Origin of the sequence: Agromyces sp. PvR057 (assembly GCF_040547485.1) — a bacterium.
In the GTDB taxonomy this organism is placed as follows: domain Bacteria; phylum Actinomycetota; class Actinomycetes; order Actinomycetales; family Microbacteriaceae; genus Agromyces.
This window is the reverse complement of record NZ_JBEPPT010000001.1, coordinates 233,876-255,215: the sequence shown is the minus strand read 5'-3', so window position 1 is coordinate 255,215 and position 21,340 is coordinate 233,876. Positions and strand designations below refer to the sequence as shown.

Genomic DNA, 21,340 nt, shown 5'->3' with positions numbered 1-21,340 from the left:
GTCACTTCACCTCGGACTCGTCGAAGCACACCGTGAACTTCTCGGTCGCCTGCTCGGTCGCACCGGCCTTGAGGGAATTGACCTCGACGCTGCGCACCCAGCAGTTGCGGAACTCGTACTTCTTGATCGTGGCGCCGGCGTAGTCGAGCAGCTCGACCGACGCGGTCTTGCGGGCACCGGCGACGTCGCCCTTCATGACGACACCCAGCCAGTCGGAGATGGTCTTCGAGTCGGTCAGGCCACGGGTGACGGTGAACTCCCCCGTCTTCGCGCGACCGATCAGCTGGCGGGCGACGTACTTGCCGTCGGCGAGCTGCTGCTTCAACTCGATCTTGTCGACCTCGTTCTTCAGGCCCGACACCTCGGTCACCTTCGGCAACTCGATGCCGTCGATGGTGACCTTGAAGGCGTAGGCCGGTGACGAGTCGAACGGATCCGCGAGTCCCATGGTGTGCTCCTCTTCGCTGAGATGTGGTGTGGATGTCGGATCATTCGTTCACGAGGCTCGTGCCGCCCGAGAACTGCGAGAGCTCGAAGATCACGAACTCCGCGGGCTTCACGGGGGCGACGCCGATCTGGCAGACGACCTGTCCGGCGTCGATGACCTCGGCCGGGTTGGTCTCCTCGTCGCACTTCACGAAGTACGCCTCGTCGGCCGTCGCGCCGAACAGGGCGCCGCTGCGCCACTCGTTCACCAGGAACGCCGAGATCGAGCGCCGCAGCTTGCCCCACAGCGCCTGGTCGTTCGGCTCGAACACCGCGAACTGCGTGGCGCCGAGGATCGACTTCTCGAGGTAGTTGAACAGGCGGCGGATGTTGACATACCGCCAGGCGGCATCGCTCGACAGCGTTCGGGCACCCCACACGCGGATGCCGCGCCCGGGGAACGCCCGGATCGCGTTCACGCCGATCGGGTTCAGCAACTCCTGCTCGGTGCGGGTCAACTGCGTCGCGAGTTCGACCGCGCCGCGCACGACCTCGTTCGCGGGAGCCTTGTGCACGCCGCGCTCGGCATCGTTGCGGGCCCAGACGCCGGCCATGTGGCCGGAGGGCGGCATGAACCGGTTCGTCGAGGTGACGGGGTCGAGCACCTTGATCCACGGGTAGTAGAGGGTCGCGAACTTGGAGTCGTAGCCGGCGCCCGTTCGGCGCCATTCGCGCACCTCCTGCGCCGAGAGGTTCGGCGGCGGGTCGAGGATCGCCATGCGGTCGCCCATCAGCTCGCAGTGCGCGATGACGGCGAGCTGCACGGACTTCACGATCTCGAGGGTGACGGCACCCTGCTCGTAGGCGGCCATGAGGTCGGGGACGGCCACCATGGTGACCTCCTCGATCTCCTCGAGGCCGCCGAAGCCGGTGCGGTCGGCCGAGTTGCCGATGTAGTTCGCCGCCGAGATGCCGTCGAGCACGATCGGCTGCTCCTCGGGCTCTGGCACGACCAGGTCGAACGTGCCCGTGCGGGGCGTGACGCCGGCCGATGCCGGGTCGCGTTCCTCGACGGTCACGAGCTTCGAGTCGGCCGAGATCTTCGTCACCACGTAGGCGGCGCTGTCGGGCTTCGGCGAGACCTGCTCGTAGACCTCCGGCGAGCGCCCGTCGACGGTGATGACGACCTTGAAGGCGCCCTCCTCGGGCTCTTCGCCGCCCGGGTCGGCGATCTCGACCGAGATCGGCTTCGCGTTCGGCGAGGCGTTCTTCGCCGTGAAGACGTAGTTGCCGATCGCCGCGGTCTGCGGGCCCGACGCGAGCGACTTCGGCTCGCCGCGCTTGCTCGCGTTCTTGCCGCCGCCACCACCGCCCGCCGCGGCCGTGCCGATGCGCACGACGTAGCAGTTGCCGCCGCCGTTCAGGAAGTACCCGTACACCGAGTACGCGAGGTAGGCGCCCGGATACAGCCCGCCGAACGTGTCGACGAACTGGGTCCAGTTCGACACGAGCGTCGGGGCGTTCTCAGGGCCTTTCGGCGCCATGCCGACGAAGGCCGCGACCGCGGTTCCGACGCCCTCGATGGGCCTCGTCGCAGCCTCGATCTCCTGCACGTACACGCCTGGGGAGAGATAGGTGGGCATCGGAAGCTCCTTCGCGGTTCGCAGCGGTTCGCATGCTCGCGTTCAGCATCGAACGGATGCCGCGCCCCGGCGCTGTCCGGCGGGACGTGCAAGTGGGTAGCGAGGCGTGCGCGATCGGGCAGGCCTGGCTACTGGCCGCTCAACCGATGACGATGGTCACGGCATCCGGACCAGGAGGGGAAGCCCCCGAAGCGACCTGCCATTTGCCGGCGGCGATCGCCTCGGAGTAGCAGGACTGCACAACCTCAGCTTGAATGCGGGCGCGGAGAGCCTGCGCCTTTGCGGGTTCGATCCCCTGGCCTCGAAGGTCGACGATGATCGCCTGAAGCCTGTGGCTGTATGGCAGGTGTTCGATGCGCCGTGAGTACTGCTCCTTGAGTTTCTTGACGAGTGACTCCTCACCACCTGGCCGCGAGAGGATGTATCGCTTCGTCTCGATCTGCCATCCGCCCTGCTGAATGTCCGGTCGAACATGACCTTTGGGTCGGTGCTCAGCCGACCGGTTGCTCATGTACGCCCCCTGATCGCTTCCGCCGATTTCGGCGTACAACCACGCGAGTTCCTGCTCGGATGCTCGCCACGTAGGAAGGCCGGAGGACGACACGACTGCTGCCCGCGAGAGGTACTTCGCTCTCTTGACGGCATCGGCCTCTGCCTTCGCGAGTTTGGTCCATTCACCCGCGAGCAGTACTCGTTCAGCCGGCCCGAGGCGTACAACGCCTTCGGGCAACTCCTCGGCTGTACTCACCGCCTCGGTCAGCGTCATCGACGCGGACGAGAGCGCTCCGGCGCCGGCCGAACTGTCGACGTTGCTCTCGGCCGTCGATTCGCGCTGCACGGACGCCCGCACCATCCAGTGCTTCTCACCCGGCACCGCCTCGAGCACCGCGAGCCCGTTCCGGACCCGGGCGAAAGCCAACGCCGGCTTCAGGAGGTGCTGCCCGACGCGCTTGCCGGCGAAGCGGTTGATCGCCGCGACGCCCGCCGCCGCACCGGCCTTCTCCTTGTCCTCGGGCGTCTTCTCCTTGATCCCGATCTTCTTCTTGAGCTTGCCCCAGGCCTCCTTGCCCTTGGCCTTGACCTTGGCGAGGGCGCGCTTGCCGAGCGCGATGGCCTTCTTGCCGAAGGCGATGGCCTTGCCGACGACCCAGTCGATGACCTTGTTCACGGGCTTCTGCACGGCCTCGATGATCTTCTTGATCTTGCCGCTGATGCCGCCGAGGCCGAGGAGCGAGGCCATGAAGCCGATGATCACGGGCACCATGCGGCCGAGCGTGTTCTCGATGTAGCCGGCGACGGCGCCGACGCCGCCCGACGCGATCGACTCGACCGAGTCGAGGATCGAGTCGACGAACGCCTTGATCTGCTCGGCCTTCTCGACGAAGAACATGACGACGTCGTAGATCATCTTGCAGGCCTTCACGAAGGCCGACGCCGGGTTCAGCATCGAGACGAGCCAGACGATGCCGGCCTTGATGATCTCGACGGCCACCATCTCCTTGACCTGGCCCATGATCATCTCCTTGATGTCACCGACCTTCTCGAGGATCATGCGCCAGATGCCGCCGAGGCCCTCCTTCACGATGAGCTTGACGACGTCGAAGCCCTGCTCGACGAGCTCGATCGCCCCCGGCGGCAGCTTCGCCGCGATGCGGGCGCGCACGTTCGCCCAGGTGAGCCCGAGGATCGAGAGCACCAGCTTCAGGATGCCCTGCAGGTCGAACTTCGCCGGCAGGTCGATGCCCGCCGCCGACAGCGCGCCGAACAGCCACGTCTGCAGGCCGTTCTTGAGGTGGGTGGCGATGTTCGTGCCGAACGCCATGACGCCGCTCTTCACGGCGTTCACGAGGTTGCCGAGGAACGCGATCGGGTCCTTGATGATCTTCTCGACGGCTCCGGCCGCGCGCGCGAGCACGCCGAGCAGCATCGTCTTGAGCTTCAGGATCGTCTCGACCGCACCGACGACGGCGTCCTTCGCCTTGTCGACGAGTCCCTTGTTGGCCTCCTGCATGGCCTTGATCTCGTCGTCCACGGCGGTGCGCGCCTCGACGTACTTCGTCGCGAGGTCCTCGGCGAGCGCCTGGCCCTTCTCGTCGACGGATGCCTCGAGCTCGGCGAACCGGCCGCCGACCTCCTTCGCGGCATCCGTTCCGACCTTCTGCAGCGAGGGCTTGAGGCTCTTCGTGTAGGCGTCGATCTTCGCCTTGCCCTCGGCGATCTTCGTCTTCGCGGCGTTCAGCTCGCCGCCCACGAGGTCGGCGATGCGGTCGATCGCCTTCGACATCTCGCGCTCGTAGGTGGCGCGGGCGCGCTTGAAGATCTCGACGACCTCTGGCTCGGGGCCGAGCAGCAGGTCGGCGGCCCAGCGCATGGCGCCGATGGTGTCGTAGGAGTAGCGCTTGTCGCGGAACGCCTTCATCTCGCGCGTGTGCTGCTCGGTGAACGCCTTCTTCGCGGCCCCCTCGCCGTCCTTGAAGGCCAGGTCGACCTTCGCGTCGATGCCGTTCAGGATGCCGTCGACGGCGGTCTTGGTCTCGTCGAAGAGCCGCGTGACGTTGGCCGTCACCGCGGCTCGTTCCTGCTCGTCCTTCGTGCGCGCCGCCTGCTGGCCTCTGGCGACGCCGCTGCGGCTGGCCGCTCCGGCACCCATGAGACCGGCGGATGCCGCGGTGCCGGCGCTCGCGGCTCCCTGCTGCGCCTGCCCGAGCTGTTGCGCCTCCTGCGCGCGCAGCTGTGCGGGCGCGCTGAGGGAGTGCGCCTCGGCCTGCGACTTCGCGGCGAGCGCACCCGTGAACTCCGGCTCGTTCGATCGCCGGAGCTGGTCTTCGGTGACCCCCGCGTCGGCCATCTTCCGGTCGGTCTCGGCGGGGCCGTTGCGCAGATCGGTCTGCTCAGGTGGCGCGCGCGACGGCGCCGCCTGGGCCGCGTCGATCTTCGTCGGCCCGGGCGGGGCCTCGGTCGGAATCGGGGTGACCTCCTTCTCGACCGCACGCGACGGGTCGGGTGGCCGAGCGGATGCCTCGTTCATGGGTCGTGCGGCGGCCTGCGCGTTGCGACCGGCGATGCCGCGCACCTCGGTGCCGACCTGGTCGGCCTTGCCGGACTTGCCGAACTCGTCGGCGTCCTCGAGCGTCTTGGGCGTCTGCTTGTCGATCGCAGCCTTCACCGCGGCGACGAACGCGGCCTTGTCGAACCCTCCGGCCGGCACGGCTCCGAGCGCGTCGGCCTTGGCCGCCTTCGCCTGTGCCTCGCGGTCACCCGCCGGCGGCTGGGCGGCGTGCTGCGCCTCGACCGCCTTGGTCGTGGGAGACGGGTGCTGCGCCACGCGCCGGGTGGCCGAGCGGATCGAGCCGTTCGCGAGGCGGAGGCCCGGATGCGCGGCCGGGTTCGGCGTGGGCGGCGGAACCGGCGGCGGCGGGATCGCGCCGCGCACGAGCCGCTGCACGCGGCCTGCCGCCTCGGGTGCCGGCGTTGCCGCGACGTCGGAGGCGGCGGATGCGGGACCCGCGGCAGGGGTCGGCGCGACCGCGGCCGCAGCCACCGGCGCCGGCCCTGGCGCCGTCGCGGGCCGCAGCATCGCCGCGACGGCGGCGTTGCCGGCCGACGCCTGCAGGCGCATGAGCATGGGCGCCCGGCCCGCACCGGTGCCCGCACTGCCCGACGTGGATCCGACCGGTGCTGCGCCGCGCGCCGCGGGGGCCCGCGCGTGGTCGGCGCGGGCGCGGCCAGCACCCAGCAGGGTCATGCCTCCATTCCCTCGCACATCGGCGCGCGGCGCGGCGACATCCGGGATCCCGTCCGGGCACAGCCGGGTGCCCGAACGGGCAACGCACCGAGTCGGCGGCTGAGGCGCTCGACCGGGACTACGCGGAGTCCCGCAGGAAGCCGTCCTCCCTGAACCCGTCGGCGTCGAGCGTGACCACCGTCGACTCCTCGACCTCCACGAACGCGCCGGGCAGGTCGGTCAGTGGCTCGGAGACGACGACCCGCGCCTTGGCGCCGAAGAGGCGCAGGCGATCGACCTCGGGGTACATCTCCTGCAGCGTCGGCATGTCGACCGAGTAGTAGAGGGTGCGCGACCGGTGCGTCGACGAGTACCGGAAGGCCCACATCGTCTCTCCGTCCGAGACGGCGAACGTGCCCTGCACGACCTTCGGCACCCCGTGTGCCAGGCCGATCTCCTCGATACGGCGGAGGGCGCGACCGAGGCCCGCGATCGGGTCGTCCTGCAGGCCATACGTGATCGCGAGGTAGAAGACGACCTCGGAGTCCGTCGTGCCGTGCACGAGCGGGAACAGCTCGGGGTCGAGTGCGAGCATCATGTCGCGACGCAGCCGCAGGTGGTCCGCGATCACGCCGTTGTGCATGAACATCCAGCGGCCGTGGCGGAACGGATGGCAGTTCGTCTGCTGGATCGGGGGGCCGCCCGCCGCCCTGACGTGCGAGAAGAACAGCGGCGAGTGGATCGCCTGCGTCAGCTCGCGCAGGTTCTCGTCATGCCAGGCGGGCTCGATGCTGTGGAAGAGCGCCGGCTCGGGCATCAGCTCATCGGTCGCGGGATACCAGCCCACGCCGAACCCATCGCCGTTCACGGTCTCGGCGCCGAGCGGCGAGTTCAGCGACTGCGCGACGAGCGAGTGCCTCGGTTCGAGGATGAGCAGTGCGGGGTGGATCGCCTCGCCCGAATACGCCAGCCATCGGCACATCTCAGACCCCCTTCGGTCTACGGAAGATGATAGACCTTCATGAACCGCGCGGCCCGGGATCCCGTTCGGGCACAGGCCGATGCCCGAACGTGCAGCACCTGCGGCGAAGGCCGTCGAGGAGTCCAGTCTGGAGGGGTGACGACGGTTGCGATGGCGGCATCCGCGTCGGCCCGCGCGCACGGCTCGCGGGCCGCGCCGAGCCGCTCCACGCCGAATGCGCCGACCCGGCTGCCCGACGGGCGGGTGCTCGACCTCGTCGCCCTGCAGCGCACCGCCGGCAACCGCGCCGTGAGCGCGCTCGTGCAGCGGCAGCACCAGCGAGCGGGTGGCGGCTCGACACGGCCCGGCGGCGCGCGCCACGCGACATCCGCCAACCCGACGGCGATGGTGCAGCGCGTGCCGGTCACCGTGCCGTCGCGACAGGAGACGCTGTTCAACAACCGCACGGCCGGCGCGCCGGGCGTCGCGAGCGCGAGGGTGTACGGCAGCGCACGGGGCCGCAACCTCGACATGACCAGGGGCGGCACGCCCGAGGTGGCGACCGCGACGGTGCACATCAGGTTCGTCGACCAGTCGCGAACACCGGTGGCGGGCCCCGGGGGCACGATGGTCGCCGACACCGAGCGGGTGATCCCGGCGGGCGATGCACGACGTGCGTTCGGCGTGACGACGTGCACGACCGCTCCCGGCCACTGGAACAACCGCGCCGTGCTCGTCGGCGAGCGCTCCGCCCCGAACTGGCTCGTGCGGCAGTTCAGCGACGATCGCGGCGGGCCCGTACGGCTGCCGCTGCGATTCCGGGCCGAGCCGGTGTGGGACCTCAGCGGCGCTGACAAGGGCTACCCGACCGTGCGCCTCTTCCCGCAGGCGCAGGCGGCCGGCGGCAACACGCACCCCATCGACGCCGGCAACTACTACATGAACGTGGCCGCCTACGGGGCTGCGAACGCCGAGGCGATCTACGCCCACGAGTACGGCCACCTCATCGGCCTCTCCGACGAGTACTCGCAGTCGAACCCGCAGATGCACGCGCTCATGCACGAGATGGACCCGGCGACCTCGGCGCAGCGGGGTGCCGCGCTCGACCGCGAGGCCGTTCGACGCATGATCCTCGCATCGCTGGTTCCGCAGCTGCACGCGCGCGTGGCGGGGGCGGCCGGAGAGATCTCGCAGCAGTTCCTCCGCTCGCAGGGCCCGGTGCGCTCGGCGCTCGGCGCGAGCGTGCGCACCGCGATGGCGGACCCGACGACGGTCGCCGCCCTCCAGATCGCGGTGCCGCCGGCCGCGGCGAGGCTCGCCCCGTACGTCCCGCGAACGCTCGCCGCTGCCGCGAGGAACCCCGCGAACACGACGGCGCCCGCCGCGACGGCGGTGGCCGCCGAGTTCGCCCCGGCGCCGATCGAGGCGATGCTGCGCCGGCTCTACGCCTCGTCGCTCGACACCGCGGCGACGGGGGTGACGGATGTCGGGGCGAACCTCGGCATGCACATCACCGTCGAGGGCAGCTCGGGCCTCAACCCCGACGGCACGACAACGGGCGGCGGAGCGACCGGGCTCTGGGCGGGCGGACCGGCAGCGGCAGGGGATCTCTCGGCCGCCGTCGACCAGGTCGCCGGCGCTTCCCGCACGGGGCGGATCCCCCCGCTGCGCGCCTCGGGGTCGATCCTCCGCGACCTGACCTCGCTGCCAGCCGGATGGGCGGCGCTCGCGGGTGGTGCGCCCGCGTCCATGTCCGTCGCGACCGTGACCAACGACGTGAAACAGTCGCTGGCGAGCGCGTTCATCGCCCGCGTCGGCCCGATCCTCGCCGGCACGGCCGCTCCCACGACCACCGCGCGGCTCGGCACGTTCGTCGCCGGGCTGAACGCGGCGGCTCGCACCGCGGCCAAGGCGGCGAGCGAGAACGCCGTCCGCACGTTCCTCGCCTCTGAGGTCCAGCCCGTGATCACGAGATCGACCGGTTCGCTGATGACCGCCATCGGCGAGGAGGTGACGCGCATCATGGGAACGCCCGCCGAGAAGCTCGCCCAGACCGCGCCGCGCGACCCGGCGATCGCCGGCATCGCCTCGGCCATGTCCGCCCGGTTCGCACTGGCCAAGGCCGGCGCCACGGTCTCGCAGATCGTCAGCGGCGGAACGGGGGTCAACCCCGGAACGGCCGCACCCGCGCAGGAGGTCACGTACAGCACGGTGAACATGATGAGCGACAACACCGACATCTTCCGCGCCGACCAGTTCGCCGACCTCGCGACCGCGTTCAACGGGTCGGGCCTGAAGCGCAGCCGCGAGGGCGACTTCCACGTCGAGATGGGTGCGGCGTGAGCACGGTCGAGGGCCCACCGCGGTTGGTGGCGCGGGTTCGGGGCCCCGAGAGCGACCTCGCCTTCGCGGTGACGGATGTCGCGTGCTGGGTCGGGGTGCTGCGGCGCCCCGGCGGGGGCGGCGGGCCGGGCGACACGGTCGGCACGTTCCGCGCGACCTGCTCGAGCGGCGAAGCGGATGCCGCGGTCGAGGCCGCACGTCGAGCACTGGCTGCACAGCATGACCGCGAGCGCGGCGACGTCGGCTGGTCGATCGACCTCGAGGACCGGAGCGCGCTCGTCTCGCACGGCTCCGCGGTGGACGAGGGCCTGGATGCCGCGGTGGACCCGCTCATCGCCCGCGCCCTGCAGAGCCCGGTCGCGGCGGTGCGGCTCGAGGCGCACGTCGTCGACGTGCCGGGCATGGGCGCCATGCTCGGGTTCACGTTCGCCTCGCTCGGCACCGAGCCGACGTCGCTGTTCCTCGACGCCGAGCGACTGGCGGTGACCTCGGCCTCGGGCGAGGCCGTCGCGTTCCCGACCCCGACGCTCGGCCTCGTCGATGCCGACGGCTCGCTGCGCGACGGCTTCAGGGCGATCGCCGAACTGCCGCCCGGGCGTCGCGCGACCTGCTCGCTGCCGTTCCCCGCAAGCGGAGACGGCGCGCTCGCCACCGCATCGGGCTCGCTCGCCCTGGCGGGGCCGTGGGCCGCGGTCGGCGGCCAGCCGTTCACCGTGGGCGCAGGAGTCCAGGTCGTTCCGAAGGGCGCACTCGGCTGAGGGGACGGCGGTCAGCCCGCCGCCTCTTCCTCCTCCTCGGCCGCCTCCTCGCGCTGCACGAAGCTGCCCTGCACGGGCGCTTCCTCCTCTTCACCCTCGGCGTGCCGCTGCACGGGTGCCGGCTCGCTCATCACGCGAGAGGCGTTCTCCGACGCGGCGCGCTCGAACCGGTCGCCTGGGTCGCTGACGCTCACGCCGCCCGCGCTCGGCGTGCCCTCCACCGGGCCGGAGCGCTGCTGCACGACATGCGTGAGCTCGTGGGCGAGGGTCGTCTGGCCCGCGAGCGATCCCGGGTCGTACGCGTCGCGCTGGAACACCACGTTGCTGCCCACCGTGTACGCGTTCGCACCGACCGACTTCGCGGACTCGTGCGCCGCGGCATCCGTGTGCACCCTGACATCGCCGAAGTCGGCGCCGAGGCGCGACTCCATGTCGGTGCGCACCCCTGCGTCGAGCGGCGCGCCCGACGAGCCGACGACGTCGAGCACGGGTGAACGCTGCTCCTCGACGAGATCGCTCACGGCGCCGTTGCCGGCCTCGCGCTGCAGCCGCATGATGCCGGCCGGTCCGAGCACGTCCGGTCGTCGCTCGGCGAGCCCTGCCGTCTTCACGTCGGATTCGCGCGCGGACTCGGCCGCCCTCCGCCCGACGTCGAGGTCAATGCCGTCGTAGTCGTGTGCGTGCATGGTGCACCTCCATGGTCGCCCGATTCCATTCCACCGCCGTGCGGGCCGCCCGGCACGGAATCTGCCCGATCGGGCATCCCCTGCGTCTCGATCGCGCGTCCTGGGCGCCGCGCCCGTCGCGCCCGCGACGCCCACTGCGCCCGTCGCGCCCGTCACCGGCATCCGGCATCACGTCACCGCCCCGCGACGACCGGCCAGTACGGGCCGAACTCGCGCTCGACCACGAGCCGGCCGAGCTTGCGGTACTCACGGTGCACGGCGATCACGAGATGCCGCATGCGCACGATGCCGTCGTCGGCGGCCGCGAGGTAGGCCGCGGTGACCGCGGCCGACCGGATGCCGCCGCCCGCGAGCTCGAACGCGTCGCCGAGGAACACGAGGTCGAGGTCGTCGCCGCGCCGCAGCCTCGACCCGAGGCTGCGATCCCAGAGGCGGGTGCGGTGCGCGGCATCCGGCATCGGGAAGTCGACGATCACGTCGAGCCGACGGGTGAACGCCTCGTCGATGTTCGCGCGCAGGTTCGTCGCGAGGATCGCGAGGCCGTCGAAGGTCTCCATGCGCTGCAGCAGGTAGGCGCTCTCGACGTTCGCGTAACGGTCGTGCGAGTCCTTCACGTCGCTGCGCTTGCCGAACACCGCATCGGCCTCGTCGAAGAGCAGCACCGCGTTCGTGCCGGCGGCCGCGACGAAGATGCGCTCGAGGTTCTTCTCGGTCTCGCCGATGTACTTGTCGACCACCGACGACAGGTCGATGACGTAGAGGTCGAGCCCGAGCTCGCCGGCGACGACCTCGGCCGACATCGTCTTGCCCGTGCCGGAGTCGCCCGCGAACAGCCCGACCACGCCGTGCCCGCGCCCGCCCCCCGGCCGCATGCCCCAGTCGCCGAGCACCTGCTCCCGATGCCGGGCCCGCACCTCGATCTCCTGCAGCGCATCAAGCGTGATCGGCGGCAGCACGAGGTCGACCCAGCCGACCCGCGGCGTCACCCTGCGGGCGAGCCGGTCGAGAGCCGACGCGTTCTCGGCCCTGGCGCCCGTGGCGAGATCCGCCGACGTCACCTCCCCCGTGACCGACAGCGAGGCCTGGGTGCGAGCGGTGGCCGAGGCGCGCAGCACCTGCTCGGGGCGCAACCGGAACTGCGCGGTCGCGGCGGCGACGTCGAGCCCCTCGCCGGCCGGGCCGAGCGCCCTGGTCCAGAGCGCCGTGCGCTCCTCGGTCGTCGAGGCCCCCACGTCGTCCATCGCGGGCAGTTCGCGGAACCACCCCGGATCCCACGTCGGCTCGCCCACGAGCACGGTCGGGCGCGCCGAGTCCGCGAGCACCTCGATGAGCGCCGGCTCGGTCTCGAGCGTCACGGGCGAGACGACGATGCCGCGCCCCGTGAGCCGGGCCTCGCGCACCGCGAGCCGCGCCAGGCCGACGGCATCCGCCTCGCGACCGAGTCGCGGCAGGTCGACCTGCACCGTGCCGAGTCCGCTCGCGCGCAGGGCGCGTCGCGCGATCGCCTCGCCCGAGCCGGTCGCGGTCTCGCGCAGGTACATCAGGCGGATGCCGCCCGCCAGCGCATTCCGCAGGCGGCGGTCGTCGCCCCACTCGATCTCCTCGGCGTCCACGAGCACGCCGTCGAGCGACCGATCGGGGGTGTCGTCGCCGAGCAGGTGGCCGACGACCCGATCGGGAACCCGCACCGCGCGGCCGGGGAGCGGCCGATCCTCGTCCTCGACGATCACGAGTCCGCCCGTGACGAGCGGCCCCGTGAGCAGGCGCGCGCGGTCGGCGGCGTTCGTGAGCGGCACCCCGCAGAGCTCGAGCGCGACCGTGACCGAGGGGCGCCGACGCCCGACGTCGTCGTTGAGGTAGCCGAAGAACCGCTCGAACCGGGGGTCCAGGTCGGCGGCGAGCGCGATCACGAGCAGGTCGACGTCGATCGGGGCGAGCCCGAACTCGTCGGCGAGTCGCCGCAGCCGCACCGGGTGCCCGGCGGCCTCGGCCATGTCGGCGGCCTGCTCGCACGCCGCGAGGCGGGCCGAGGCATCCGACCAGTCGGGCACGCCAGGGGCACCCTCGAGCATCCGGTCGATGAGCTCGTCGCTGAGGTACAGGCCGCGGAACGGGTCGTCGGGCTGCGGGTCGACCGCCCGCCGTGCGGCCACGAGGCGGCGGATGCGGTCCTCGATCGCGCCGAGGCGCCCGAGCAGGTGCGCGAGGCCCGGGTCCTGCGCCATGTCAGTCCTCGTCGGAGGCCGGCTCGAACCTGGCATCTTCACTCCCGAATCCCATGGCCTCGAAACTGGCGCCGACGCCGGCCGTGACGGGCGGGCCGACGTGGTAGGCGATCGCCCTGCTGAGCGGCGCGGTCACGACGACGTCGAGCGACGGCTTCAGCTCGCCGCCGAGCGACGACCAGACGTCGGCGAACGCGCGGTCCTCCGGCGGCGGCTGCGCGATCGTGATCGAGCAGGGCAGGCCGGTCTCCGCGAGCGTGTCGACGACGAACCCGTCGGGGATCGCGTCGAAGCGCAGGAAGCAGCGCAGGAGCGCGTCGAGCAGGCGGTGCTCGTCGTCGGGCCGCTGCGTCCACGCGGTGACGAGGTACGACAACTTGAAGTAGCGCGGGGCCGGAGCCCTCGAGACGACGATGCCCTGCTCGTCGCGTGACTCGATGAAGCCGAACTCGCGACGCCGCACGTCCTCGCGGATGTCGTAGAGGAACAGGTCGACGGTCGGCGCGTTGCGCCTCGCCGCCCAGTCCTTGGTGGGGGCGTCGAGCGCGATGTCGATATCGGCGGCGATGCCGTCCGACGCCTTCACGAGCGATCGCAGCGCTTCGTCGATCTCGCCGATCATCCGCCTCTCCCCACGAGGTCGGGGCCCATCGCCGAACGGGGCACCACGAGCAGTCGGTTGCTCGACGGGATGTCGGCGAACTGGCCGTCTTCGCTGTGCATGATGAGCGTGCGCGCACCCGCGAACTGCCAGCGCAGGATCACGAGCGACCACCGGCCCGCGGCCGGATCGTCCGGGTTCGGCCACCGCAGGGCCGACATCGTCGCGAGCCCCTCCCACCGCAGCGTGATGTCCGCGTCCGGCGGCAGGTACTTGCCGTACGCGGCGACCACGTCGCCCGGCGCCGCCACGGGCTGCGCGATGAGGAGGTTCGGCTGCAGCACGGTGAACGGCTCGCGGTCCTGGCCGATCCACGAGGGCGGCAGGGTGCCGTCGAGCGGCTCGGGCGCAGGGGCGGGTTCTTCCGGCAGCACCGGCGGCGGCGTGGGGCACACGACGAACTCGTCGGTGCACACGCATTCGCCCTCGTCGTTGATGAAGCAGCCGTCGGGCGGCCACGGCTCGGGTTCCGGTGGCGGTTCGGGCGCCGGTGGCGGGGGGGGCACGAACGAGAGGCTCACGCCGTCGACGGCGAGGTCGTCCGTGCGCGGGGGCACCTCGGGCGTCGGCGGCAGGGTCGGCAACGGCATCGCGAACGTCAGCGTGACCACGGCGGATGCCCCTGGCTCGTCGAGTCCCGTCACGACGCACGTCGTGGCGGAGAAGCTCGCGCACCCCGTGTCGGCCGTCTTCGTGAGGTACCCCGCCCAATCGAAGTCGAGGCCGACCTCGAGACCGGGGAGGGTGGCGCCCGGGCTCTCCCGGGTGATGGTCGTCGTGACGACGAGCTGCTTGCCGCCAGTGTAGCCGGGATCGCGGTCGAGCGCGAGGTCGAGCGTGACGGTCGCGCGGACGCGGGTGACCGGGTCCGCATCGGGCGTCACCCATTCGGTCGGCAGCTCCTGCGGGCCGTCGGCGTTGAGCTCGAAGAGCCGGGTCGCCTCGGCGCGCACGTCGCCCGTCAGCACACTGCCGGGTGGCGCACCACCGACCGAGAACTCCAGCCCGATCTCGGCCACGGCGCCCGGTTTCGAGAGGGTGATCGTGCAGATCGTGCCGTCCCACGACTCGCAGCCCGTGGGCGGGGCGGTCGGATGCAGGAAGGCCGGCCACGTGATCGCCACCTCGACGACGAGCGACCCGAGGGGGTCGCGCAGCGAGCCCGTGACGAACGCGTTGCGCGTCGCCGTGATCGTCGCGCCGACGTCGTCGCCGCCCTCCCAGACGAGATCGCGCTCGACCTCGACGTCGAGCGGGATGAACGGCTCGACGGGGCCGAGCGGCTCGTCGTCGGGCACGATCCACTCCACGGGCAGGTCGGTGCTCTCATCGCCGAAGGTGTTCTGCAGGAAGACGCCCTCGGCGGCCACCAGTCCGTCGACCACGCCCGGTCCGATCGAGAAGGCCAGGGCGACGGTCGGGCCCGCACCCGGCTCCTCCAGTACGACCTCGCACACCATTCCCGTCACCTGCGGCGTGCATCCGGTCGGCGTGCTCATCGGCGTGAGGTAGTCGGGCCAGGTGATCGCCATCCTGACGAAGAGCGTGCCCCAGAGCTCGTACGAGGAGCTGTCCTCCTCGACCTCCCGAGCCGCCCGCGTCGGGGTGACCAGCGCCGACAGCATGGGTCCGCCCTCCCAGACGTAGTCCTCGCTGAGCACGACGTCGAGCGCCACGAGCTCGGCATCGGTGATCTGCGAGTCGTCGGCGGACTCGAGCCAGGGGTCCGGCGCCGCGACGACGCCGCCGTCGAACTCGAATCGCCCCGCGACCTGATCCGCAGCGAGGAACCCGACCCCGACCTCGTCGGGCGGCGCGAACGCCATCGTGATCTCGACCTCGGAGCCGGGCGCGTCGAGCCCCACGATCGTGCAGATGCCGGCGACGTACGTCGCGCACCCGACCGGATCGCCGACCGGTACGAGCGCGGCGTCGGGAGACAGGTCGACGTCGAGCTCGAGTCCGAATAGCGTCACCGCGGCGGCCTCGTCGTGCCGCACCCGCACGACGCCCTCGATGCCCTCCTCGCCGAGCGTCGAGAGCTGCGGCCGCAGTTCGATCTCCATCGGGAACGGCCGGTACAGGGCGATGACGGATGCCGCGTCGACCCCGGTCCACGTGCCGGGGATGTCGAGCGCCCCCGGAGGCCGAGGGGTGGGGGCCGCCTTCACGATCGCCGGGCGTACGTCGGCCGCGGTGACGACGGCCGCGCCGCGCACACCGCCGGGGCCGCCCGAGCCGCCGCCGCCCGCGCGGGCACCACCCGAGCCGCCGCCCGCGCCGGCACCGCGCTCGCCATCGGCCGCCAGCCGGGTCGAGGCATCCTGCTGCAACGGGGCGATCGAGATGATCGGACCGGGCGGAACGTACCAACCGCCCTGCCCGATGATCGAGACGGCTCCCTGCCCGCCGTTGCCCGGCGGGACGTCGAACTGCATCGTGAACACGCTCGTCTTGCGCGCGTTCGTCGGCTCGGTGATCGCGCACAACCCGTTGGTGAGGCCGTCGTCGCAGGCGTCGGCCGGCGTCGTGCCGCCGACCGGGGTGAAGAACGTCGGCCAGTTGATCGCGAACAGCACCTGCGACCCGTCCATGGTCGGGGACGCGTTCGGAGCGTGCACCACGGTGAAGGTCGCCGTGACCCGTTCGCCGATCCCCGTCGTCGACACCTTCCGGTCGACCGAGACCGCGGCGGAGAACACCGGGGCCATCTCGAAGTAGTCCTGGTCGCCGACGACGTCCTCGGCCACGAGGTCGAAGCTGGCGTAGCCGTCGCCGGTGTCCTCCCACCCGCGAACGGTGGCCGCCTGCACGACGGGCAGCGACGGCGGCACCCCGCTCAGCGCGAAGACGTAGGTGAACGACACGATGCCGCCGACGGTCGGCGAGGGCGCGACGTCGCAGGCACCCCCCCGCACGGGTGCGGCCGAGTACGACCCGTCGGCCGTGCGGAACCCGGAGCACCCGACGGGCGCATCGTCGCCCGTGGTCCGCAGCGACAGCCCCGCGGCCGGATTCCAGTCGACCCCGACGCTGAGCAGGTCGAGGTCGGGGTACGCGTCTGGTCGATTCGTCGTCACGGACACCGTCGCCGTCACCCGGCTGCCGCCCGCCGCCGACTTCGGCGCGGTCACCACGTCGACCGAGTAGGCCGGCTCGTCGGCCGCGGCCGCGACGGAGATCGGCCCGAGCATCGACGCGCTGAGCAGCACGGCGAGCGTCATGGCGACACTCGCCCAGGCGATCCGGCTCCGGCTCGTCACGGTCCTCCTCCGACCTTCCAACATTCGAGGCAGCGGCGCTGCGCGGCATCAGACGCGGGGCACCCTTCCGCGCATGCGCGGATGCCCCGACGGGCACCGGCCCGAGCACCCGATCCGGCACCCGGGCCCCGCCCCGGCTCACGCGCCGGCGGCGGCCCGGGCGCCCGCCCGCGGCATCCGCTCAGATGAGACCCTCGCGCACCGCGTAGGCGACGGCGTGCGACCGGTTGCGCAGCTGCAGGCGAGTGGTCACGTCGTGCAGCACGTTCTTCACGGTGCGCTCGGAGTAGCAGAGCTCCTTCGCGATCTGCGCGGTGTCCCACCCCTCGGCGACGAGCTTCAGCACCTCGACCTCGCGCGAGGCGAGACCGCTGAACGTGATGCCGCGCGGGTCGAGCACCGTGCGCTGCAACCGGCCGACCTGGTCGAGCAGGCGGCCGAGCAGGTCGGGCGGAACCGTGCCCTCGCCGGCGGCCGCCGCCGTGATCGCCGTGAGCAGGCGGTCGGTCGTCGCCTCCGAACGGCGCAGCAGGCCGACGACGCCGCACTCGACGGCGTCGACGAGCACCCGGTCGTCGAGCTGCGCGGCGACGAGGATCACGCGGGCCTCGCCGTTTCGGCGCAGGAACCGCAGGCTGTTCATCGTCTCGTCGTCGAACTCGTCGACGACGACGAGCACGACCTCCGGCGCCTCCGGGTCGTCGGGTCCGACGACACGCACCTCTGGCCTCGGCCGGAGCGCGCTCGTGACGCCCGCTTCGGAGATCGGATCTCGTGCGTAGACCCGCACGGTCGTTCTGGTCATGACTCCCCCTGGATCGGAATGGCGTGCAGCAGTGCACTCGTGCAGGGGGAATACGAACAGGATGCCGCGTCGTCCTCTTCGCGCACTCAACATCCGCTCAACGGGCAACGTCGGATGCGCGACCGGCTGACCGCGAAGCCTGCATCGCGCCGGCACCGCGCCAATACGGTGACGCCATGGCAACCAGTGCGACCATCGCCCCGGCCGCCCTGTCCATCGATCCGGGCATGGCGGCGACCCTCACCGTCAGCGTGCTCAACGACACGCTCCTCGTCGAGTCCTTCGAGCTGGCCGCGCTCGGCGGGGCCGCGGCGTGGACGCGCATCGAGCCGGCGACGCTCACGATCTACCCCGGCCAGACCGAGACGGCGACGGTCACGGTGCTCGCGCCCCGGTCGCCCGACTCGCTCGTGGGGCAGGTCGCGCTCGGCATCCGCGCCCGCGCGGTCGAGCAACCGGACGTCCAGGTCGTCGCCGAGGCCATGCTCACCGTCACCCCGTTCGCCGAGACCGAGGCCGAGCTGCTCCCCCGCATCGCGCACGGTCGCGGGCGCAAGCGGGTGCGGGTCGCGATCGACAACCGTGGCAACATGCCGCTGGTCGCGTCGATCGCCGGCCAGAGCGACGACCGGCTGGGCCTCTCGACGCCGACACCCGACGTCTCGGTCGATCCCGGACACACCGAGTTCGTCGACATCGACCTCCGACCCGTCAAGCGGGTCTGGCGCGGCGACCCCGTCACGCACCAGTTCAGCGTGATCGTCGCGCCGGAGGGCGCCGATGAGCCCTTCGTGCTGCCGGGCAGCTACGTGCAGGAGCGCGTGTTCCCGAAGTGGCTGTGGAAGCTGCTCCTCGCCCTGCTCGCGCTCCTCCTGCTCCTGCTCGCGCTGTGGTTCTTCGTGCTGAAGCCGACGATCGAGTCCGCCGCGCGCGACGCGGTCGAGGAACCGCTGGCGCAGGCGAACGACAAGGCCGACTCCGCGGCGCAGCAGGCCGACTCCGCCGCGCAGAAGGCGAACGACGCGCTCGAGGCCGTCGGCGAGACGCCCGAGCCGGTCGTGCCCGTCGCCACGTCGACGACGACCGACGTCGACATCCGCTTCGAGATGGCGGACGCGCCGGGCGGCGCCCCCGACGAGAGCGACCGGTGGATCGTGCCGGCCAACTCGGTGCTGCGCATCACCGACGTGGTGATCAGCAATCCCCGCGGCGACTTCGGCACGCTGACGATCGAGAATCGCGACGTGGTGGCGCCGATCTTCACGACCGGGCTCGAGAACTTCCGCGACATCGACTTCCACTTCGTCACCCCGCTGCAACTGGCGGCCGAGGACGAGCTCTTCGCCACGCTCGACTGCGCGAGGATCGCCCCGCCCCTGACCGGCCCGGCGCGCACCGAGTGCGGTGCGACCGTGCTGATCACCGCCGCCGTCGTCACGAAGACCGGCTGATGCCGACCGGGCCTGCGCTCCGCGCCGGCGACACGGCGTTGTGCGCCCTGTTCGACGGACCGAAGCCGCACGTCGGCGGACCGATCACCCCGGCCGCCGCGGTGATGACGGTGCTCATCGCGAACATGCCCGCCGCCGTCGCGAACGCCGTGCCCGGCGGCATCGTCTGCGTCTCGCCTGCGCCGAACGGCATCGCCCAAGGCAGCGTGACCGTGCTCATCGGCGGGTTCCCGGCGGCGCGTGTCGGCGACCTCAGCATGCACGGCCAGCCCATCGTGCCGGGGCCGGGCGCGCCGACGGTGATCATCGGCGGGTGAGCACCGCGTCGCCGCGCCGTGCGCCGCGCCGGGCCCGGTATCGCCTCGTCACCACTCCGGCGACGCCACCCCCGGCAGCAGCCACGCGGTGAAGGAGGCCGCGTCGCTCACGAGCTGCACGAGGTCGTCGGATGCCACGAGCCGGCCGTCGCCGTACAGTGCCGTCGCTGCGTGCTCGACGCCCGCGACCGCGCCCAGGCCGCCCAGCGCGGCAGCGTCGAACTCGAGCACGGCGGCCGCACGCGCCGCGAACACCAGCACCGAGGCCTCCGTGGATTCGCGCACGAACGCCACGGCGTCGTCGCCGACCGCGAGCCAGCGGATGCCGCCGCCCGCAAGCACGGGGTGCTCGCGTCGCAGCCGGAGCAGGGCGCGGTAGGTCGCGAGCACGGGCGCCGCCTCGGGCGAGGTCTCGCTCCCCCACGGCATCGGCGTGCGCGACGCCTCGCCGTCTTCGCCCGTGAGGCCGAACTCGTCGCCGGCCCACACCACGGGGATGCCGGGCAGCGTCGCCGCGAGGCCGAGCGCGACGGGCACCGTGCCCGGGCGCGCGTGCGTCGCGAAGCGCGGGGTGTCGTGCGTGTCGAGCGCGTTCATGGTCGCCGCGCGCGTGCGCCACGGGAACTCGGCGGCGAACCTCAGGTGGGTCGCGAGGAACTCGCCGCCCGTGAACGTCGGCACCCGGCCGAGCGCGAAGCCGATCCCGCCGCCGCCCGGGCTGCCGGGCTCGAGCAGCCAGCTCCACAACGGGCGCGTGAACGGCGTGTACGTCATCGCGCCATGCCATGCGTCGCCCTGGAAGTCGCTCGCGGCGTCGTTCGTCGACTCGCCGAGCAGGATCGTGTCGGGATTCACGTCGAGCATCGTGCGGCGGATGGTCTGCCGCACCTCGGCGTTCAGGTCGGCCGCGCCGAGACGCCCGGTCATGTTCGCCACGTCGATGCGCCAGCCGTCGAGGCCGAACGGGGCCTGCAGGTAGCGGGCCACGACCGAGTCGGACCCCTCGATGAACCGGCGCCGCAGCTCGGCCGAACTCCAGTCGAACTTCGGCAGGCTCGGCACGCCGAGCCACGACTCGTAGCCGCCGCCGTCGGCCTCGTCGCGGAAGAAGTAGAACTCGCGCTCGGATGCCGCGGGGTCGGCCTGCGCCGCCCGGAACCACTCGTGCGCATCGCCCGAGTGGTTCGACGTCAGGTCGCCGATCACCCGGATGCCGCGGGCGTGCGCCGCCTCGACGAGCCGCACGAGCGCCTCGTCGCCGCCGAGCAGGTCGTCGACCCGGTCGAAGGTGGAGGCGTCGTAGCGGTGATTCGACCGGGCCGGGAAGACCGGCGTCAGGTAGAGCAGGTCGACGCCGAGCGACACGAGGTGGTCGAGCTTCTCGCGCACGCCGTCGAGGTCGCCGCCGTAGAACTGCCCGGAGCGGTACGGCGGGTCGAGGCGCTGGGGGTCGCCCCACTCGGCCGGGAACGCCCAGTCGGGCGCCGGGCGATCGTCGGCGGCGGCGGATCGCGCGAACCGATCGGGGAAGACCTGGTACATGATGCTCGACGCCGCCCACCCGGGCGCCGGCTCGTGCGCGACGAGCCGGAAGTCGTCGCGGTCGCGCGTCTCGGTGCCGCTCGGCCCGACCTGGTTCAGCCAGTGCTGGCGGCCGTCGGCGCCGACGAGCAGCCACCGGTAGCCGTGCACCGGATTCTCGACCTCGACCTCGGCCTGCCACCAGGCCCATCCGTCGACGGTCGCGACGACGGATGCCTCGGCGAAGCGCGGCTCGCGGTTCGGGTTCGACCGGGTGCCCACCCACGCGAGCGGGCCGATGGTCGTCCCGTCGGCGGCGAGCGCCCCCTCGGGCACGCGCAGCCGCACGAGCACCGTCTCGCCGAGCACCGGCGCGGCATTCGAGACGTGCAGGGGCGATCCGTCGTGATGCGGAACCAGCGGACTCGGCTGAACGGACATGCGCTCACCTTTCCATGTCGGTGTGACATCGGCATGAACTCGCGCCACGCCGGTCGTCGGCGCCCCGGCGTCGTATCGAGGCCGCCCGGCCGCATGACGCCGCCCAGCGGCATCC

General features: G+C 71.9%; 14 protein-coding genes. 4 read left to right on the top strand and 10 right to left on the bottom strand.

Going from position 1 to position 21,340, the window contains the following annotated elements:
- Nucleotide 1: 1 nt before the first annotated feature.
- From ABIC29_RS01130 to ABIC29_RS01115, 4 genes are all read right to left on the bottom strand, one after another.
- Nucleotides 2-448, bottom strand: coding sequence for a phage tail protein (locus ABIC29_RS01130; protein WP_055854967.1), 447 nt, complete (start codon nt 446-448; stop codon nt 2-4).
- A gap of 40 nt (nt 449-488) precedes the next feature.
- Nucleotides 489-2,069: a phage tail sheath family protein gene (locus tag ABIC29_RS01125; RefSeq protein ID WP_354241967.1), complete on the bottom strand. Its 1,581-nt coding sequence runs from the start codon at nt 2,067-2,069 to the stop codon at nt 489-491.
- A 139-nt stretch (nt 2,070-2,208) separates the two neighbouring features.
- The gene (locus ABIC29_RS01120) at nt 2,209-5,814 is read right to left on the bottom strand and encodes a phage tail protein (protein ID WP_116080475.1); all 3,606 of its coding nucleotides are present in this window, start codon (nt 5,812-5,814) and stop codon (nt 2,209-2,211) included.
- A gap of 118 nt (nt 5,815-5,932) precedes the next feature.
- Nucleotides 5,933-6,775 (bottom strand): class II glutamine amidotransferase, encoded by an 843-nt coding sequence (locus ABIC29_RS01115; protein WP_116080474.1) that lies wholly within the window; start codon nt 6,773-6,775, stop codon nt 5,933-5,935.
- Nucleotides 6,776-6,910: 135 nt separating this feature from the next.
- Between ABIC29_RS01115 and ABIC29_RS01110 the strand changes: the two genes are divergently transcribed.
- On the top strand, nt 6,911-9,097 hold the full coding sequence (locus ABIC29_RS01110; protein WP_147309104.1) for a hypothetical protein: 2,187 nt from the start codon (nt 6,911-6,913) through the stop codon (nt 9,095-9,097).
- Nucleotides 9,094-9,855 carry a hypothetical protein gene (locus tag ABIC29_RS01105; protein WP_158551733.1) on the top strand — a complete coding sequence of 254 codons (762 nt, stop codon included), beginning with the start codon at nt 9,094-9,096 and terminating at the stop codon, nt 9,853-9,855. The genes ABIC29_RS01110 and ABIC29_RS01105 overlap by 4 nt, the downstream gene beginning before the upstream one ends.
- 11 nt (nt 9,856-9,866) lie before the next feature.
- On the opposite strand, the gene ABIC29_RS01100 is transcribed toward ABIC29_RS01105, so the two are convergent.
- From ABIC29_RS01100 to ABIC29_RS01080, 5 genes are all read right to left on the bottom strand, one after another.
- Nucleotides 9,867-10,541, bottom strand: a complete 675-nt coding sequence (locus tag ABIC29_RS01100; protein ID WP_354241962.1) for an eCIS core domain-containing protein — start codon at nt 10,539-10,541, stop codon at nt 9,867-9,869.
- A 173-nt stretch (nt 10,542-10,714) separates the two neighbouring features.
- Nucleotides 10,715-12,766, bottom strand: a complete 2,052-nt coding sequence (locus ABIC29_RS01095; RefSeq protein WP_354241959.1) for an ATP-binding protein — start codon at nt 12,764-12,766, stop codon at nt 10,715-10,717.
- 1 nt (nt 12,767) lies between these two features.
- Nucleotides 12,768-13,388: a Pvc16 family protein gene (locus tag ABIC29_RS01090; protein WP_116080469.1), complete on the bottom strand. Its 621-nt coding sequence runs from the start codon at nt 13,386-13,388 to the stop codon at nt 12,768-12,770.
- Entirely contained in the window at nt 13,385-16,690 is a 3,306-nt protein-coding gene (locus ABIC29_RS01085; protein WP_147309103.1) for a hypothetical protein, read from the bottom strand. The genes ABIC29_RS01090 and ABIC29_RS01085 overlap by 4 nt, the downstream gene beginning before the upstream one ends.
- A gap of 181 nt (nt 16,691-16,871) precedes the next feature.
- Nucleotides 16,872-17,495, bottom strand: coding sequence for a helix-turn-helix transcriptional regulator (locus ABIC29_RS01080; protein WP_116080467.1), 624 nt, complete (start codon nt 17,493-17,495; stop codon nt 16,872-16,874).
- Between the two features lie 176 nt (nt 17,496-17,671).
- Here ABIC29_RS01080 and ABIC29_RS01075 point away from each other — a divergent pair, with 176 nt between their 5' ends.
- Both ABIC29_RS01075 and ABIC29_RS01070 read left to right on the top strand, forming a co-directional pair.
- Nucleotides 17,672-18,946 (top strand): COG1470 family protein, encoded by a 1,275-nt coding sequence (locus ABIC29_RS01075; RefSeq protein ID WP_147309102.1) that lies wholly within the window; start codon nt 17,672-17,674, stop codon nt 18,944-18,946.
- Nucleotides 18,946-19,263 (top strand): PAAR domain-containing protein, encoded by a 318-nt coding sequence (locus ABIC29_RS01070; protein WP_116080465.1) that lies wholly within the window; start codon nt 18,946-18,948, stop codon nt 19,261-19,263. Before ABIC29_RS01075 ends, ABIC29_RS01070 begins: the two co-directional genes overlap by 1 nt.
- Nucleotides 19,264-19,311: 48 nt before the next feature.
- Here ABIC29_RS01070 and ABIC29_RS01065 read toward each other — a convergent pair whose 3' ends face one another.
- Entirely contained in the window at nt 19,312-21,225 is a 1,914-nt protein-coding gene (locus ABIC29_RS01065) for a glycoside hydrolase family 13 protein (RefSeq protein WP_354241954.1), read from the bottom strand.
- Between the last annotated feature and the right edge of the window lie 115 nt (nt 21,226-21,340).